General features: G+C 52.1%; 11 protein-coding genes. 2 read left to right on the top strand and 9 right to left on the bottom strand.

Going from position 1 to position 17,046, the window contains the following annotated elements; all coding sequences use genetic code 11:
* Nucleotides 1-555: 555 nt before the first annotated feature.
* Nucleotides 556-3,294: an alkaline phosphatase D family protein gene (locus GA004_RS10995; RefSeq protein WP_283393912.1), complete on the top strand. Its 2,739-nt coding sequence runs from the start codon at nt 556-558 to the stop codon at nt 3,292-3,294.
* A gap of 159 nt (nt 3,295-3,453) precedes the next feature.
* Here the strand turns inward: GA004_RS10995 and GA004_RS10990 are convergent, their stop codons facing one another.
* Nucleotides 3,454-4,509 (bottom strand): aldo/keto reductase, encoded by a 1,056-nt coding sequence (locus GA004_RS10990; protein ID WP_283393911.1) that lies wholly within the window; start codon nt 4,507-4,509, stop codon nt 3,454-3,456.
* Nucleotides 4,510-4,900: 391 nt separating this feature from the next.
* Here GA004_RS10990 and GA004_RS10985 point away from each other — a divergent pair, with 391 nt between their 5' ends.
* Nucleotides 4,901-6,247 carry a sulfatase family protein gene (locus GA004_RS10985; RefSeq protein ID WP_283393910.1) on the top strand — a complete coding sequence of 449 codons (1,347 nt, stop codon included), beginning with the start codon at nt 4,901-4,903 and terminating at the stop codon, nt 6,245-6,247.
* A gap of 17 nt (nt 6,248-6,264) precedes the next feature.
* Here the strand turns inward: GA004_RS10985 and GA004_RS10980 are convergent, their stop codons facing one another.
* From GA004_RS10980 to GA004_RS10945, 8 genes are all read right to left on the bottom strand, one after another.
* Nucleotides 6,265-7,053, bottom strand: coding sequence for a YiiX/YebB-like N1pC/P60 family cysteine hydrolase (locus GA004_RS10980; protein ID WP_283393909.1), 789 nt, complete (start codon nt 7,051-7,053; stop codon nt 6,265-6,267).
* Between the two features lie 82 nt (nt 7,054-7,135).
* Entirely contained in the window at nt 7,136-9,475 is a 2,340-nt protein-coding gene (locus GA004_RS10975) for a cation:proton antiporter (RefSeq protein WP_283393908.1), read from the bottom strand.
* Nucleotides 9,476-9,512: 37 nt separating this feature from the next.
* A complete protein-coding gene (locus GA004_RS10970) occupies nt 9,513-9,920 on the bottom strand; it encodes a hypothetical protein (protein ID WP_283393907.1) in 408 nt (135 codons plus the stop codon).
* Nucleotides 9,921-10,154: 234 nt separating this feature from the next.
* On the bottom strand, nt 10,155-10,715 hold the full coding sequence (locus tag GA004_RS10965) for a hypothetical protein (RefSeq protein ID WP_283393906.1): 561 nt from the start codon (nt 10,713-10,715) through the stop codon (nt 10,155-10,157).
* Nucleotides 10,716-10,812: 97 nt separating this feature from the next.
* Nucleotides 10,813-13,929, bottom strand: coding sequence for an efflux RND transporter permease subunit (locus GA004_RS10960; RefSeq protein WP_283393905.1), 3,117 nt, complete (start codon nt 13,927-13,929; stop codon nt 10,813-10,815).
* A gap of 9 nt (nt 13,930-13,938) precedes the next feature.
* Nucleotides 13,939-15,087: an efflux RND transporter periplasmic adaptor subunit gene (locus tag GA004_RS10955; protein ID WP_283393904.1), complete on the bottom strand. Its 1,149-nt coding sequence runs from the start codon at nt 15,085-15,087 to the stop codon at nt 13,939-13,941.
* A gap of 11 nt (nt 15,088-15,098) precedes the next feature.
* Entirely contained in the window at nt 15,099-16,370 is a 1,272-nt protein-coding gene (locus GA004_RS10950; RefSeq protein WP_283393903.1) for a TolC family protein, read from the bottom strand.
* A 102-nt stretch (nt 16,371-16,472) separates the two neighbouring features.
* Nucleotides 16,473-16,925, bottom strand: coding sequence for a hypothetical protein (locus tag GA004_RS10945; RefSeq protein ID WP_283393902.1), 453 nt, complete (start codon nt 16,923-16,925; stop codon nt 16,473-16,475).
* Nucleotides 16,926-17,046 lie beyond the last annotated feature (121 nt).

The raw sequence follows: 17,046 nt of genomic DNA, 5'->3' as shown, positions 1-17,046 counted from the left end.
CGAGTGTCGATAACCGAAACGGCATTTTCATGCGATCCACTTTCGATGTTAAACTTGAAGAGCGCCTCAATCTTTGAAGAAGGTAAAGCGAGTGTGTTCTAGATTTCACTGAGGAGCAGACGCAATTGATAAGCGACCGATTGTGGGAGACGTAACTTTCTGAGGGTCGATTCTATCTTCACCACCCCTTTTGAAACAAAAGGCGACGAGGGAATTCGATTTGATAGCCTCCGTGCATGGCGATTCGCTAGAGTTTTCAAGGCCCTTGAATACAATGACTAAGGATAGATTCTTTTTTGAGGTACAGCCCTACTTCGAAAATCACATCTTCGCTTTTAATGAGTGTCCTGCAACCAGGACGTTAGTTTGGGGCCTCTAAGCTTGTTGTAAAGCGTATCAATTTTTATCCCACGAAGGATACTAAGCGTCACAAAAACTATCTCAACTAGAGACGGATCTTCGTTGGTGATAATTTCGTCGATCAAAATGTTTAGGTAAAATCCTTGAGGCTCCGGTTTGAATTCTTAGGATGTATCTCGTTCAACATTATTCTCTATGAATTCGATATCACCCAACGAACCAAATTTCTCGAATGGTATTAACCGCCGTGATTTTATCGCGTCCAGTGCAGGCGCTGTTGGAGCGATGGCCCTAGCGGGATCGGTTCCATTTAGAGCTCAAACGGCGAGCGGGATATCTGCGACTCGCTACGCCTTCGCGAAGCCGGACAGTCTGGTGGTGGGTCCCGGCTGGGAGTCGCTCAATCCGGGCTACTGGCAAATCAAGGACAGGGCATTGCGGAGGCGTCTGGTCAACGTGGGCGATCGGGCCCGGCGAACGGGGTTCCCGTTTCATTCTCAAACGGCTGGGAGGTCCATGGAAACGGACTACGATCCCTCGTTGCCGCTCGGGATTCTTTATCGGAATGACTGGAAGCTCAAGGGTGACTATGAGGTGAAAGCCCGTTTCACCTATTTGGCACCGCGCTCCGAACCGAAGCCCGGCGACAAGGAAGAATGGAAAATGTATCAGGATGGATACGGCCTTTTTGGAATCGCTTTCGGAGCGACATCCGTATTCGAAAGCTACGACAAAGCGGAAAAAGTGAATCACGCGGTCTGGACGGACAAGGGTGAGTTCGCATTGATGCACGGGCGAAAAAGCAGCGGGAGAAACGCTGCCCCGGGTAAAGTTCTAAAAGAGGGGTTTCCCGAGCTGAGTCCGGGGGATTCGGTTGAAATGGGGCTTACCATGGCTCCATTGGGGAACGGGATATGCCTTGTGGAATTGTCACTAAAGGTTCACGACAAGACTGTGAAAATTGCCTCGGAATTACCGGAAGTGGCGACCCAAGGCTATGTCGGAGTATCCGGTCGAGGGCTAGTGGATTATTCGGTCGATTCGTTTGAGGTGATCGCAGATGCGTCGAATCAATTAGCACCGGGCCATGCGGATTGTCTGAGTTGCTATCCGCTCGGTGACTCGTTGGCACAGGATGACGGTGTTTGGAAGGTTCGTTTTATCGGGATTTTCGATACGGATGGAACTAAGGCGGAAATTCGAATTTCGGATACGGAAAATCCCAAAGATGGATGGGCGTCAGTTCATTTAGCGGGTTCTGCCAATATTGTCAGCAACGACTTTCGACGCAACACGGCGGTAATTGAAGTTTCCTTGCCGCATTCTCCTGCTGAGAAGACGATGTACTACACGGTATGGAAAGATGGTGTGAATGTGACCTCTGATCCCCGGATCGGAACGTCAGCTGTGGGGCCGGGAACGGGGCTTGTGGGCGATGTGCCAAGGACGGGTAACTATGTCGGGAGGCTTCCACGCTTAGCGGCTCCCTACAAGCTGTGCGGCCTTAGTTGCCATGCGCTAACCAGTGGGCTTCAAAGGAAGACAGGCGGTGGCTACCAAATTCTAGGTGGGGGAGGTGAATGGCAATTTCGGGACCAGCCTTCGGAGGGATCGTATAAGTACCTGGAGAACTACAACTTCCAGATTATGGTTTGGGAGGATGATGTTTGGTACATGGAGCTGGTATTGTATCCGCCGAGTACCGACGATGCCTATAAGGTTGTGAAGAATTCAATATGTGGTCCGACCAGTCGATGGCAGTGTATGCGGCACTGGAACATCATCAATCCGGGTGACCATGACTATGGGATGGACGATGTGAAAGGTCCCGAGCAGATAGTGATCCGAAAGATAAAGGGACTAGGGCAAGATACAGAATATATGAAGCGCAATTTCCAGATTGTGCATCACCTCATTACGGGAGCGGAAGAAGTGGATCCGTTGGAGAACCCGAAGAAATGGCGGGCTTGGAAAATGCCCAATCGCGACTTTACCTTGGCGATTCTCGACTCGAGATTGTGGCGAAGCTCGCAGAACGTGGATATCTGGGATGACAGCGGATGGGATGCCTTCAAAAGCCTCTACGATCGAACGGACCCGACTAGGAGCTTATTGGGAGAGGATCAGTTTTCCTGGTTGAATGATTTGATCACGACCGATTCCTCCAAGCTCATCTGCTTAACTGGTATCAATGGAATGCATACTATTTGGACCGGTGGGACCGCGAGCGCGAACCATCCGCAAAGATTCGAGCAGCGCGATCGGGTAACCGCAGACTACGCAGGCTGGGTCAAGGCAGGAGCCGATAGGGTCCTGGAGCTCCTCGGTTCGCGGGACGGAGTCGTGACGGTTTACGGTGATGTCCACAATGGCTGTATTATGAAGAACCGAGAGCACAACGTGATCGAGTGTAGCTTCGGTCCCATTGGACGAAGTGGAGGTAGGGCTGTGATCCCGGGTTTTGGACCTCGCATGAAGGACGTGGATGGTCGTGACCTGGAAATCCACGCCCTCTATCACAAAACACACGCGAGCCCCGAACTGGAGCCGCAGAAATCCGGAGACCCTTTCTATTGGAATTTTCTGGAAATGGAATTCGACCCCCGAGGGGAGGATCCGGCGATTGGGTTGCGGGTCAGAAATCTGATAGACTCCCCAAGCGAGAAACCCCGTGGAGGATCGAGTTTGGAAACGTTCGCATCGTCGACGGGTCGTATCGCTCGTTCACGACTTGAAGCGTTTAGAACCCTTCCCAACGCAGATGTCCGGTTTTCGACTCAAGAAGGTCAGGCCATTCGCGCGACACGTAGCGGTAAAAAGGGAGAGGTTGGGTCGATCGGTTTAGCGGATATGGATCCTGGCGCCATCGTGATAGCGACCGCGTGGGATGGGAGTCGCGTAGGGTCTACCGTTTTGACCTCGAAGCGTCTTTAGGACTGCGTACTTGACCGAATATCGGTTATGCGTGGCCAATAGAGTATCCCTGGGTCAAGTCCCGAGGTTTTTTTTTAAGTTAGCGGGCGATCTTCGAGCGCCCTCAGGAATTTTATAGTTGGTGGGCGCTCGGAGATCGCCCACTACCGTTACTTAGATTTAGGCCAAAGGCGGAAAGCGCTGGGCTCGATTGGGTTCGAGTTCCGTTTTTGTGAAATTCGAAAGAAGGGTTATCTTCATCCAGTCGCAAGGGTAGCCATGCTCTCGCGGAAGTTTTTGGGTGAGACGGTCGTAATGCTCTCGCGGGAGATCCCAATCACCGGATTCGAGTGACGGCGCGAGTTGCTCAACCGAGCGGGCTCCTGCCAACACAGATGTAATAGCGTAGTCTTTTAGTAGCCAAGACAAGGACACAGATACGGGATTTTTACCAAGCTCCTCGGCGATTTCACAGACCAGATCGACCAGTTCGAGAGCCTCGTTCCAGATGAATCGTTCATTTAGGATTTCCCCCATTTCTTTAAATCTTGAACCCGGTTCGGGTATATCGACCCCGCGGTATTTTCCTGTTAGAAGTCCACTCGCTAGGGGACTCCAGCACAGGACGCCCATTCCCTGGTCTGCACACGCGGGGATGATTTCCGTTTCAATGTCGCGTCGGATTAGATTGTAAAGGTACTGACCTGAAATGAAAGGGGCGTATCCGTTTTTCTGAGCCACGGCGTTTGCCTTGACGAGCTGCCAGGCATAGAGATTGGAGCAGCCGATGTATCTTACCTTTCCGGACGTTACCAGATCGTTGAGGGCGCTCATGGTCTCTTCGATTGGGGTATAGGGGTCGGGACCATGGATCTGGTAGAGGTCAATGTAGTCGAGATCCATGCGCTTGAGAGAAGCCTCGCAGGCTTCCACGATGTGCTTGCGAGAGAGGCCTCTAGCATTCGGGGTGGCATTCAAAGGGAACCAGCACTTGGATGCGATTACAAGATTGTCGCGGTTCTTTCCTTTTAGCGTTTTTCCTAGGATTGTCTCCGACGCGGTTTCTGCGTAAAGATCTGCAGTGTCGATGAAATTGCCTCCGGCATCGATGTAAGCATCTACCATCTCTTGGGAGGCTTGCTGGTCGCACCCCCAATCAGATTTTCCAAAAGTCATGGTGCCTAAGCACACGCGTGAAACGGCTAATCCGGAATTTCCTAAGTATCGGTTTTTCATAAAGAGTGTATTTGAGACAAAGGGCTGTTTTAGCGACAGATTCCGCGGAGTACATAGATAAATTTAACATCTTGCCTGCTTTGGTTAAAGGTTTCTGGATTGATTAGGTTAATTACAGAGTTTGCGAACGGATAGAGCGGTTTTACACCGCTATCCTCGGTTGGCATGATAGCGGCGTAAAGCCGCTCCTACATTGGGTTCTAAAAATATATTATCCGCTCGGTAAGTTCGATTCGTCTTCTCTGTTGTTCCAGCGCTTGCGATGTTCCGTATCAGGTGCTCCAGAAACGCGGAATAGTGCTAGTGCTGGCGCGACGATTTGGCTGCCCGGAGAATCCCTGTAAAAATCTCCTGTCTTGATTATCGGATGCTTTTTGAGTGAAACTTTTCCATGCGTTTTCTTCGAGCCCTTATTGTCTCGCTATGCCTCGCCTCGACATCGCTCGCAGCGGACCGGCCCAATATCCTTCTCATTTTTACCGATGATCAGGGGATCAACGATGTCGGGTGCTATGGGAGTGAAATTCCAACCCCTAATATTGATCGACTGGCGAGCGAGGGGTTGAAATTCGAGCAATGGTATTCCGCCTCGTCGATTTGCACGCCTTCACGATTCGGTTTGCTGACAGGTCAGAATCCAAGTCGGTCCAAAGACCAGTTGCTGAGCGCATTGATGTTCATGGCGGATGAGCATAAGGAAACCGGTATCCAGCAAAGTGAAACGACTATTGCGGAGAAACTTAGAGAATCGGGGTACGACACTGCCTTGATTGGAAAGTGGCATTTGGGTCACGGCGGGAAAGATCTGCTCCCAACCCGCCACGGATTTAATTCCTTCATCGGTCATACAGGCGGTTGTATCGACTTTTTCACGATGACGTATGGCAATATACCAGACTGGTATCACCAGGAGGTTCATGTGAGTGAGAATGGCTACGCGACTGAACTGATAACTGACGAGGCAATTTCATATCTTGAAGATCGAGAGGACGAGGAAGATCCGTTCTTCCTGTACCTGGCTTACAATGCGCCTCATTTTGGAAAAGGGTGGAGTCCCAGCACTCGGACGCCAATCAACATCATGCAGCCGCAGGCTGAGGACTTGAGGCGAGTATCTGGAATTGAGGACAAGGTTCGTCGGGAATTCGCAGCGATGACCGTTTCGCTTGACGACGGAGTGGGAAAGGTCATCGAGGCACTGGATGCGAATGGTCTTTCTGAAGACACGCTCGTCATCTTTCTCACAGACCATGGAGGAGATCCGGTGTATGGGGGAAACAATCTACCTTATCGCGGAGATAAAGCTACTTTGTTTGAAGGTGGTTTGCGGGTTCCTTGTATCATGCGTTGGCCGGGCAAAATTGAGGCGGGGAACGCAAGCGACGTTGTTTGCAGTTCTCTGGATCTGTTCCCCACTTTTTGCAGTTTGGCAGGGATTGCCTCAGATGAATCGAGGCTGGATGGAAGAAATTTGTCTTCAGTGATGATTGAAGGAATTGGGTGGAGCGAACGTATGCTTTTCTGGGAGTTAGGAGTGCACGCTGAGCTTGGGCGAAATCCCTGGAGCGCGGTAAGGTCTGGCGACTGGAAGTACTTGCAGACTCCGGACGACGGCGAGTTCCTTTTCAATGTCGCCAAGGATCCTTACGAGAAGCGAAACCTCATGCGCATCGAACCCGATCGTTTTAAAGACCTGAGGGCATTGAGGGACAATCTTTCGAGTTCTTACCGTAATTGAATTATGAATTCAAAAAGTTATTCGTGGGCGTCGGCGATGGCCTCGTAGGGGTGTCTCCAGTTGATGTCTTTGGGGTTGAATCCGTATTCGACGGTGGGCTTGATTACGTCGAAGTAGGGTGACAGATCAAAGTCGCTGGGAGCGAAGAGGCTATGGTGCCTGATATGAGCGTACTCTTTTTCGATTCCGGGGCGTCTAGGGTCCGCCGACTCATAGCGAACAAATTCAGGTAGGATGGGGTAGCTGACTGAGTGGAACGCCTGAGCGATAAGTGATGAGCAGATCGCACGAGTTGGGTCGCCACTGCCAATGGAAAGGAGTCGCCGTCTCCAATGCCCGGGTACAGGGGGGCGTTGGATGAGGTAGCGTGCGAGGTCAAAGATGTTCTTCAGGTCGTACCGGCCGCCAATTCTGGATACGGCGTAGTCGACGAGGCTGTCGATTTCCTCAGTGCTTAGTCCGACCGGACGGCAAATGCGGGTATGGCGCTCGTAATAAATCGACAGTGGCATCAGCCGAATGCCTTCGCGTATGTCGGCTTCCACAATTACCCGAGCGTCTTCGCCTTCTTCGGGAGGGTCTACGGCATCGCCAATGTAGAGCGCTGCGTGGGACCAGGTGGACTGAGTTAGGTACTTGATGGCTACGCTAAAGCGGCTTGCGCCCTCTACTAGTAGGACATCTCCCTTCCTTAGGGTGGATCTCAGTTTCTCGGGCGGGGCGGTGGCTCCGCGGGGTTCCCGCTGGGTGGGTTGGGATAGGTGCCTAGCCAGAACTTTTCCGATGCCGTCGAGAATTGATTTCACGGATCCATTGAAGGGTTTAGCAATAGACGTGGCAAGCTAGGAAATAGTGTTGGGGCGACGAGCGCTAACCACGGGTTCGAGCCTAATCCTCAGAAAAGTCAGAGTTGATGTCGTCGGGATTGGTTTTCTGGCTAAGCTCGCGCTTGAAGTTTTTCAGTTTATCACTTGATCCCATGAGGAGGATGAGGTCTCCCTCATCGAGAATTTGCTCGGGCGAAGGACCTATGATGCGATTTTCACCCTTCTGGATGCCGACAATGGTAATCTGGAATCGGGTTCGAATTTCAGTATCCTGTATGCGCATACCGATCCAGCTGCAAAGAGGTGGAATGATTTCCCGCTTAAAAACGAACGGTTCGGTTTTTGACGACCCGTCCTCGCTCCTCTGGTTTAGGTAATTGTTGGCCTGCTTTAGTTGATCACTCTCGCCTAAAAGGAATATCTGGTCATTGGGGTAGAGATGGGTGACCGGGTCAATGCTCACGAGTTCGAAACCGTTTCGTTCAATACCCGCAATCAGGGCACCGGTATTGGCCAGCAGATCGATTTCCCGTACCTCCATGCCTACCCATTTGGAATCGGGGCTCAATATGACGGGTTCCACGCTTACATCCCAGGGCTCGCGTGACTCGAGAGCCTCCAAGTTAGTCGAAATCTTTTGCGAAATGCGATCCTGCACTTCGCTCGCCATAGACTTAACGACGGCGGTCTCCCAATTGTGGTGCATGTGCACGAGCTTCTTCCAGAATACCCAACCGACCACTCCGGTTATCATAAGGAAGGCGACGAAGGCGTATCCTGTAGGGAAGTACTTGGCGGCTACGAGCAGGAATACGCTACCGTAGAACATTAGCAGAATAAGCAGGATCAGCCCGTTGAAAGCGGAGCGGTAGATCCCCTTGGAGAACTGCTGAAAGGCGGGCCTACTTAGGGCTGTGTCAGAGAAGAGCCAAACGAGGACGTTCAGGTTTCTCATGGTGTCGACCAAAAAGGGTAGCGAGAAGAGAACCGATAGCAGAAAGACGGACTGCTGGAAGAGGTCTTGCGACAAAGGGAGGAAGTTGGGTACCGGCAATCGGGCGGATACAAGAGCTGCCGCGATGATAATCGCCATTATAATTAAAAAATGGATACTGATTAGGGTAAAGGGTTTTTTGGCGAGCTTGAGAAATACGCTGCGACTCAATGAAAGACGGACCGTGTCGATCCACTGCGAATAGAGCGTGCAGAAATTGACAAGGGCCTTTGGCGATAGCCGACTGGTGAGGCGGAGAATGCGGCCTTCGTTCTGGACGAGGGTAGGAGTTGCTAGAATCGTTATGAACGCCACACCGGAAACGACTGACTGTAGGTCGGTGCTGGTGGCTCCATGCGCGGTGCCGATTGCCACGATGACAAAGCTGAACTCGCCGATTTGAGACTTAATGAGAGCAGCTCGCGAAGCGTCCCTTGGAGACCGACCTACGAGGAAAAAGCCGAGCCAGCAGGAGGAGAATTTGCACAAGATAACGACTACCGACAGTCCGAGAATAATGGGGGCATTTGATATGAGAGCCTTGGGGTCGATGAGCATGCCCACTGTTACGAAAAACATGGCGCTGAACATGTCCCGAAGGGGCTCGGTTAGAAGCTCGATCTTCTGTGCGAGATGGGAACGGGAGAAGATCGCTCCCGCCAGAAAGCCACCCAGGGCCCATGAAAAGTTGAATTTGTGGGCGAGTAACCCGATCAGGAAGATGAGCCCTAGCGAGGCCATGGTGATCAGCTCCGTCGTGCCATGAACAGCTAGGAATCGGGCGAGCCGGCGAGCGCCCAGCTTGCCGATCAGGAAAATAAGCACCGTAAAAATCCCTATGAACAAGATAGAGCGGCCGACCGCTACGACGTTCATGGTGCCCTCCGTAGCCATTCCACTTAAGAGGACGAGAAGGAGTATCGCCAGAACGTCCTCGAGGATTAGAACGCCTATGGTGAGGTTCGTGTGCGGCTTGTTGAAGAGCCCTCGCTCGCGAATCAGTTTGACGGATACCATGGACGAGCTGATCGAGAGAAGCCCTCCGAGAAACCATCCGTCCACGCTGGAGAGTCCAAGCCAGCGGCTTGCCTCCATGCCCAGCGAAAGCATCGTGAGCGTTTGCAGGATCAGTGCGGCCGATGCGGGACCGAAAACCCGCTTCAACCGGCTGAAATCGAATTCGAGCCCTAGATAGAAAAGGAGAAAAATGACGCCGAGCTCGCTGAGCTCCTGTACGTTCTCCAGTACTACCAGAGTAGGCCACAAGCCGAGGTGGGGCCCGACGAGAAACCCCGCTACGAGGTAGCCGATCAGGAGCGGAATCCTAAAGCGTTGTAGTATAAGGGCTGCGGCGGCGGCAGAAAGGAGAATCCAAGCGAGATCGGTGAGAATCGAGTGTTCGTGCATGGATCGCGACTTTGTAGAAAACTAGGTTTAAGAGCCTCTATTTCTGGAAAGTGTGTACTTCGGATTTTACTAGATGAAGAATGATGTCTCCATCCATGTAATACTCGATGTAGTTGGCTGAGGTTTCTACCCATTCGTTATACTCGCTGGGGGCTTTGCCCTGGTTGGATGCTGAAACGAGCTCTTTCTCGCCATTGTACCAGTTGCGGTAGCCTGCTTTGAACTGCTGAGAGTTCTTGAGGACGATCTCCTTCTCCTTGTGCGTCGGATTGATAAGGAGGTAGACCCTTCCCGTCGCGGAAACCTTGACGTCCTTAACGATCTCCGTGTTGCGCTCCAAAGCTGTGTAGGGGCCGCAAGTTTCCGGCTCTTTCGCCTCGGTGCAGAGGTCAAATGACAAGATGGCGGCCAGTGCCAATAGGATCGGAAGAATGCTTCGACTCATTTGCCCTTCAGCCTAGATCTAGGATAAGGGACAAGCAAGTTTCGTTTGAGCGGAATCGTTCAGCTCCAATAGATCGCTACCAGGCGATCTGTTTACCTCTTAGTCAAAATGGGTAGTAGGCGATTTCGAAGCTTGTATTACGATCTGCGGGTGCTCGGCGATTGCCCGGTACCCTCGAGCTGCTGGATCCTGTCTCTGGACACTCTTCAAGAGTTCGACTTCTTTGGAATGCGCTCAATGGTTATCGTGACCGCAGACGCAAGCGTACTCCTGGTAGTCGCAGGTGGGGCATTCGCTCAGGTTTATGTTGAACTTTTCCCGAACGACGGCGGCGTTGGCTGAGGCCATGATCTGCAGTACGACCGGAATGCTGGCGCCTTCTAGAATCGGCTGGTCTGATACGAGTCGATTACCCTTCTTGGCAAATGCGAGCGAGGTCGGACTGGTCCGTTCTCCGCCAATGAGAGTTATCACCTGGTTCGTTGGAGTTACTGGGTTCCGGTTTTCATCGAGCAGCTGGATTACGACAGTTCTGTCCTCCTGCACGATGAACTCTACGGCGGGCTCCACACTTGTTATCAGGCGTCCTCCATTGGGTCCTCCTTCCGATTTTTCGCCGTCATCTTGATGGGCGACTTCGTCGTGATACGTGGAATCATGATCCTCATCATGGCTATGAACGTGAGCCGTGCGCGTTTCGGACGTATCTTGGGAGCAGCCTAGTGTGAAAAGCGCAGCGATCGACATAGCTGCGGATAAGAAGCGTAGTGGAGTTTTGGACGTTTTTTTGATCATTTTGAAAGGATTAGACATTATTGAGATTGACTGGGTGGTGAGTGATTGAAAAAGGGGTGCGTTATGACTATGACTGACTATTTTCCTAATGGATACGCTAGTTCGAGGCGGCCGCTTTGTTTCTGACGGCTTTTTCTGCCGCCTTTCTACCGAAGGCGTAGAAGACAGCCGGCGTGATCCCAAGGCCAAGAATGGTCGAGGTGACTAGACCGCCGACGATGACAACTGCCACCGGATGAAGGATTTCCTTGCCAGGAGCATCGGCAGAGAGGACGAGCGGAATCAAGGCAATACCCGCTGACAACGCAGTCATAAGAACCGGTGCCAGACGCTCTAAGGTTCCTCGAACTACCATAGCTCGGGAGAAACGTTCCCCTTCGTGTCTCATTAAATGCAGGTAATGGGATATCAGCATGACGCTATTTCGGGCCGCGATGCCTGCCACTGCTATAAAGCCAACCAGGGTGGCAATGCTGATGTTGTTGATCATTATCCAGGTGAAAGCGATACCGCCGATCAAAGCCAGCGGGATGTCGCATAGAATCTGGATTGCAAAAACAGGAGAGGAGAAATAGTTGTAGAGAAGAAACGAGATTATCAGCAGCACGACGATGCTTAGGAGAGCAATTCGCTTGGAAGCCTCCTGTTGGGCTTGAAACTCGCCCTCGAAGCTTATGAAGTATCCACTTGGCAGTGACACGTTGGAAGTGGTTTCTGATTGCAGACGGGTAACTAGAGAAGCGAGGTCCCTTTCGTTCGGATTTATGCTAACGACAAACCGTCGCATCATGTTCTCTCGGTGAATCACATTGGGTCCGCGTGCTTCTTTTATGTCCGCGACGAACGAGAGAGGTATCTTGAGACCGCTCTTCGTATCAATATAAAGGGTCTCCAAGCGCACGGGTGACCCGCGCCATTCGGGAGGGAGTCGCAGGACTAGGTCGATCGATCTTTGCTCCTCGTAAAGATCCGTTAAGTGCTCGCCGCCAATGAGGCTGCTGAGCTGTTCGTTTAGCGAACCGGGGGTCACCCCATAGGAAAGCGCCTTTTCTCTATCGATCTCAATGCGGAGCTGGGGAATGGGCGCTTGTTGTTCCGTGCGGGCATTTTCGAATCCTGGTATGCCTTGGGCGATCTTTTGGATTTGCTCTCCGATACGCCGAATCTCGTTCAAGTCCGGACCGAAAACCTTTATCGCTAATTTTGCGGATACACCGCTTAGCATGTGTCCAATCCGATCCGCTAGCGGTCCGCTCAGGGCGCTGAACGTTCCGGGAATCGTGCGCATCGTCGCTCGGATATCTTCCAGGATTTCAGCTCGCGATCGGTCGCTTGCCCGGAAGTCGATATCGAACTCGACCGTGGAAACAGGGACCACATGATCGCCCCTTTCGGCACGGCCAATGCGTCTTCCTACGTTCCGAATTTCTGGGATGGCGAGGAGAAGCCGGTCCGCGACATCCGATATTTCGTTCATCTGTTCAAGCGACGTGCCGGGAGCCGCTGTCAGCGCCACCAACGCGGTTTCTTCATTGAAGGAGGGTAGGAAGTCCTTGCCCATTGTGGGATAAAGGCTGAGGGCGCCGGAAAGAAATACCGCCCCAATGGCCATAACCGCGATCGGGTAGCTCAAGGAAAGGCGTAGCCATGTGTTTTTCAGTGCCCATTTCAAGGACCTGATAATGATTCCGTCTTTGTGGACGCGACCGGGTTTCGGCTTGAGGAGCAATGAGCAGAGAACGGGAATGACCGTTAGCGAAACCAGAAAAGAAGCGCTCATGCTCGTAATTGTCGCAATTGCGATGGGAGTGAAAAGCCGTCCCTCTACGCCGGTTAGTCCCAGGAGGGGCAGAAAAACGAGAATGATGAACAAGGTTGCGTACAGGATCGAGTTTCTCACTTCAGCCGACGCGCTGGCAATGACTTCAAGGGCAGGCTTTGGGGACGGGGCCGTGGCATTTTCCCGAAGCCGTCGGAACACGTTCTCTACATCCACGATAGCGTCGTCCACAACCATTCCGATGGCGACGGCCAGACCGCCGAGCGTCATTGCGTTGACGCTGATGTCAAAAAAGCGAAATACTATCAAGGTGATGGCGAAGGAAAGGGGAATCGCGGTCAGTGTTATCAGCGTGGTTCTCACATTCAGCAGAAAGAGTAGAAGCACCAGCGAAACCATGATGGCTCCGTCACGAATGGCTTCCTCCAGATTTCCAATCGCGTTCTCAATAAAGTCGGCCTGCCGAAAAAGCGGGATGAGTTCCACACTTTGCGGCGCAGACGCTTGAAGCGCCTTGAGTGCGTCCTCAACTTTTCGCGTTAAAGTGAGCGTGTCGAACCCTGGTGTTTTGGTGACGCTCATGATGACGCCGGAGGATCCGTTGACCGCGCCATCGCCTCTCATGGGCGCTACGTCCCAAACGACATTAGCTACGTCCGAAATTTTGATAGGCCGATCATTGACGTGTTTGATCAAAGTGGATCCGATCGCTTCTAAGTCCGTCGTCATCGCCAGATTGCGGACCATGGTTTCCTGGGAATTGGCGGACATGAAACCGCCGGTCGTATTGCTTGTGGCCTGGGTGGCAGCTTCTCTCAATTCGTCGAATCCTATATTCAGCGAACGCATTCGATATGGATCTGGCTGTATATGGACTTGCGTTATACCGCCTCCCATCGAAAGTACCTCGGCGACGCCGGGAATGCTTTGGAGCCTTTGTTTAACGGTCCAATCGGCAAGCGTTCTCAATTCTCTGGGTTCTACGCTCCCGTCGGTGCTGCGAAGTCCCACTAGCATGATTTCACCCATCAAGGAAGCAACCGGTGTCATGTAGGGGGAGACGTCTTCTGGCAGGTTCTCGCGAGCTGACTGGAGTCTCTCTTGTACAAACTGGCGCGCTTTGTAGATATCGGTTCCCCATTCGAATTCGACGAATACGAGTGAATGGGAAACGTCAGAGGTGGACCGTAGTCGGGTTACGCTAGCCACGCCCATGAGAGCGCTTTCAAGGGGCAGGGTAACCAGTGTTTCCACTTCTTCCGGCGCGAGACCCGGCGCTTCTGTGAGAAGCGTCACGGTAGGTTTAGTGAGGTCGGGGAGAACTTCCACAGGAAGCTTACGAGCAGTCTGTATCCCGAATAATATGACAACGATGGCTCCTGCGATAATCAGGCCCCGATTGGCTAAGGAGAATCTAATGAGAGCGTTTAGCATACCTTGATTCTATCTTTCGGCCCGTTCTTTTGGGTGGCGAGGGAAGGCGATGCTCAATACAAGTAGGATCACGAGTAGTCCGCTGAGTATGGCGAGAAAGACGATCAGTTGGCCCAACTTTGAATTGGCAGAAAACTCGTTTTGGCTCATCCCGTCGCGGGATCCGCGACCCGACTGCTGTTCCGCGGTCATTTCGGATCCGTCTTCGTTGTGCTCATGTCCGTGCGCGGCATCGAGAGCTTCCTTGAGGGAGATGCCGCCGCCTGCGAAGAGGAGCGAGTAGGCACCTTTGGTAACGACTTCGTCCCCAGGAAAGAGGCCGTTAAGCACCTCTGCCGACGACTCGTTCTGCGCCCCAATCCTCACGGGGGATTTCAAAAAGGCGTTGGGTAGTTCGAAGTCTTTGACGAATACGATACGGTTGATGCCGTCAGCCTGGAGGGCAGATCGAGGAATAGAGAGGGTTTTTTTCTTTGTGCTCAGAAGGATCGAGAATTCCACCCGCATGTTGGGGCGAGCCTTGTAGTGAGGGTTTTCGATAATGAAAAGGGCGTCGATCGTACCGTTCTCGGTATTGGCTTCCGTTCCGAATCGCTCGAGTTCTCCTTCAAAAACGTCATCGGGCAATGCGGCGACGCGAATCTCCGCTTTAGTCCCTATGGAAAGCTTTCCAGCCTGGTCCTCGGGTATTCTAGCGACGGCATAAACCTGCGACAAGTCGACGATCTCAAATAGCTCCAGATCGGATACCACCGGCTTCCCGATATGGGTGTGGTTTTTCATAACCATTCCGGGCAATGGGGCGCCAAGACTGACTCGGGGAGGAGGGTCGCCGGGTTGCAGGCTTTCGATCTCTATGATAGGCGCATTTTGCGATACGATGTCGCCCTCAAAGGCATGAATCTTGACAACACGTCCCGGTATTCTGCTGCTAAGTACGCTTTTTCGAGAAGGAATGGGTTCGATGCGCCCGATCACAAAGAGAGTCTCGGCGAAGTCCTGGTAGTCGACTTCAACGGTCTCAATCCCTAGATTGACGACTGCCACATCGTCTAGGATGACAATGTTTTCGGGCTTGTCTTGTCCTAGCATGGCCTGGCTTGCCAACAGGCAGATGATGGGGATCGAGCAGAATCTGATAGGTCTAAGAAATTTCATGGTTACCAAAATTATTGAGAGAGCCCCGGCGACTTCAGTAGGGCGATTTCCAGTTTTTGTCTCGCTCGGGCAAAGAACTCCAATGTATCCAAATGATTGTGCTCGATTTCGAGAAGTTGGCGCTGGACGTCCATGAGAGTTACGAAACTCACCTGTCCCTTCTGGTGGGCAGCCTGCGTCTCCTCTAGCTGCTGTTCCGCGAGTTCGATGACTTCCTTTCGGTAGCTATGGATGCTTTTCCTGAGATCGTCCATCTCGTGACGCGCGTGCTCGATCTCATGTTGAACTCTCAGCCTTATTGCTGCGGCCTTCATATGTGACTGGTCGCGGGCGATTCGCTGCTCGCGAGCCCGAAGCTCTCCTTTCTTTCGCAACGGTAGGGGAATCGACAATCCCACTCCAATAAACCGATCTGTTCCCAAGCCATTGGGCTCATCTACACTACGTTCGTTTTCCCAAAAGAGCCGGGCGGTTACGTCCTCCCAGTTTTCTGACTCGGCGAGAGCGATCTCGGCCTCGGCTGAATAAGCCTCAAGGGTAGCCAATTGAAATTCCGGATGACGATCGAAGATCGAGTCCTCGTACAGGAGCGAATCATCGCTCAGGTCGATCTCCTTAATCTCAATAAAGGACATTTCCTTTTCCGCCTTGAGACCCAGTAGAGGCTCAAGGGCGTGGAGAAGGTGGTTTCGTTCGTCGGAAAGCTGATTGATTTCCTGTGCCAGAGAACGGGCTTCCAGAGTCGCTTGATTCGCTTCCAGCTGCGAGTACTCTCCGAATGAAACCCTTGATTGAATAAAGAAGGCGATTTCCTCTGACTTTGATAGGAGCCTGCCCAAAGAGGCCCGGCGGGTATCATTGACTTGAAGTTCCAGAGCGACCTCGTTTATCGAATGGGCAATGGCTATTTCCTGAATTCGAACCTCGGCTTTGGCTTTCGCAATATCGACTCGAGAAACCGCTTTGGCTAATTTCAAGCGATTCGCTAGCGGAAACTTTTGCATAAAACCCACGCCAAGGGTGTGTTCGCCTTCGTCGTTGAACAGGAAGTCGCTCGAGTATTCGATAATCATAGTCGGATTGGACCGAATGCCAGTTCTGGCCAACCTGGACTCTGCCAGCTCGATCGAAAGTCGGGCCGCTCGCAGATCTGCGTTGTTTTCCAAGGCGAATGCGATCGCTTTGGCTTGGTCCCATTCGCGATTTGGGGAAGGGTCCGTTTGGCCAATAGAAGTCGCGATGGAGAATATTGTAGCAGCGATCGCTGCAATTCGTTTGTACATAGAATTTCCTAATTCAATTGAAAGGTAACCCAGAGACTGAAGACGGTCTCTGTCGTTCTGTGTGCACCAGACAATGTGGGTGCACCCTTCTTGATTAGGAAATCAGCAGCGAATCTGGACGATCTTGGCGAACCGACGACTTTCGTTTTCTTTTAAGATGCGATAAACCGGAGGCCGGGAAGCGACTTCGAGCGACATCTCTATTTCGCAGCTTGAGAAAATATTGGCAACTAGCTGGATGGTAGGGGCCTTGCCCTTCGAGCGGTCGCTATTTGAGGACAGGTCTTCAAGTTCTGAATCTACCAATTCGACGTCTTCGCAGTCGGCCTCATTGTGAGAATGATCGTGCGTGGCGTGCCCCTGATCCGCGTGCTGGTGGACGCAAGAAGCATGGACTTCCTTTTCGTGTGATTCGTAGGAAATGACGTGCCCGAATCCATCGTGGTGTGAACAAAACACCTTAGCTCCAGAGCTTGCAGCGGCGAGGCTGAAAACCATGGAAAGGAGTGCAATAATGGATGAGGTACGTGTCACAACAGATGTCTTAAAATCCATAATTATTAATCAGAACAGAGGCTGCAAGTTTTAAATGGAGGTATCCGGGATTGCCTAACTAATTTTTACAGCAATTCTTGCCAAAGCTTTCTTTTCTATGCGGAGCTCTACCCCGAAATAG

The sequence above is a fragment of the Candidatus Pelagisphaera phototrophica genome, assembly GCF_014529625.1.
In the GTDB taxonomy this organism is placed as follows: Bacteria; Verrucomicrobiota; Verrucomicrobiia; order Opitutales; family Opitutaceae; genus Pelagisphaera; species Pelagisphaera phototrophica.
This window is presented reverse-complemented; position numbering and strand designations above follow the sequence as displayed.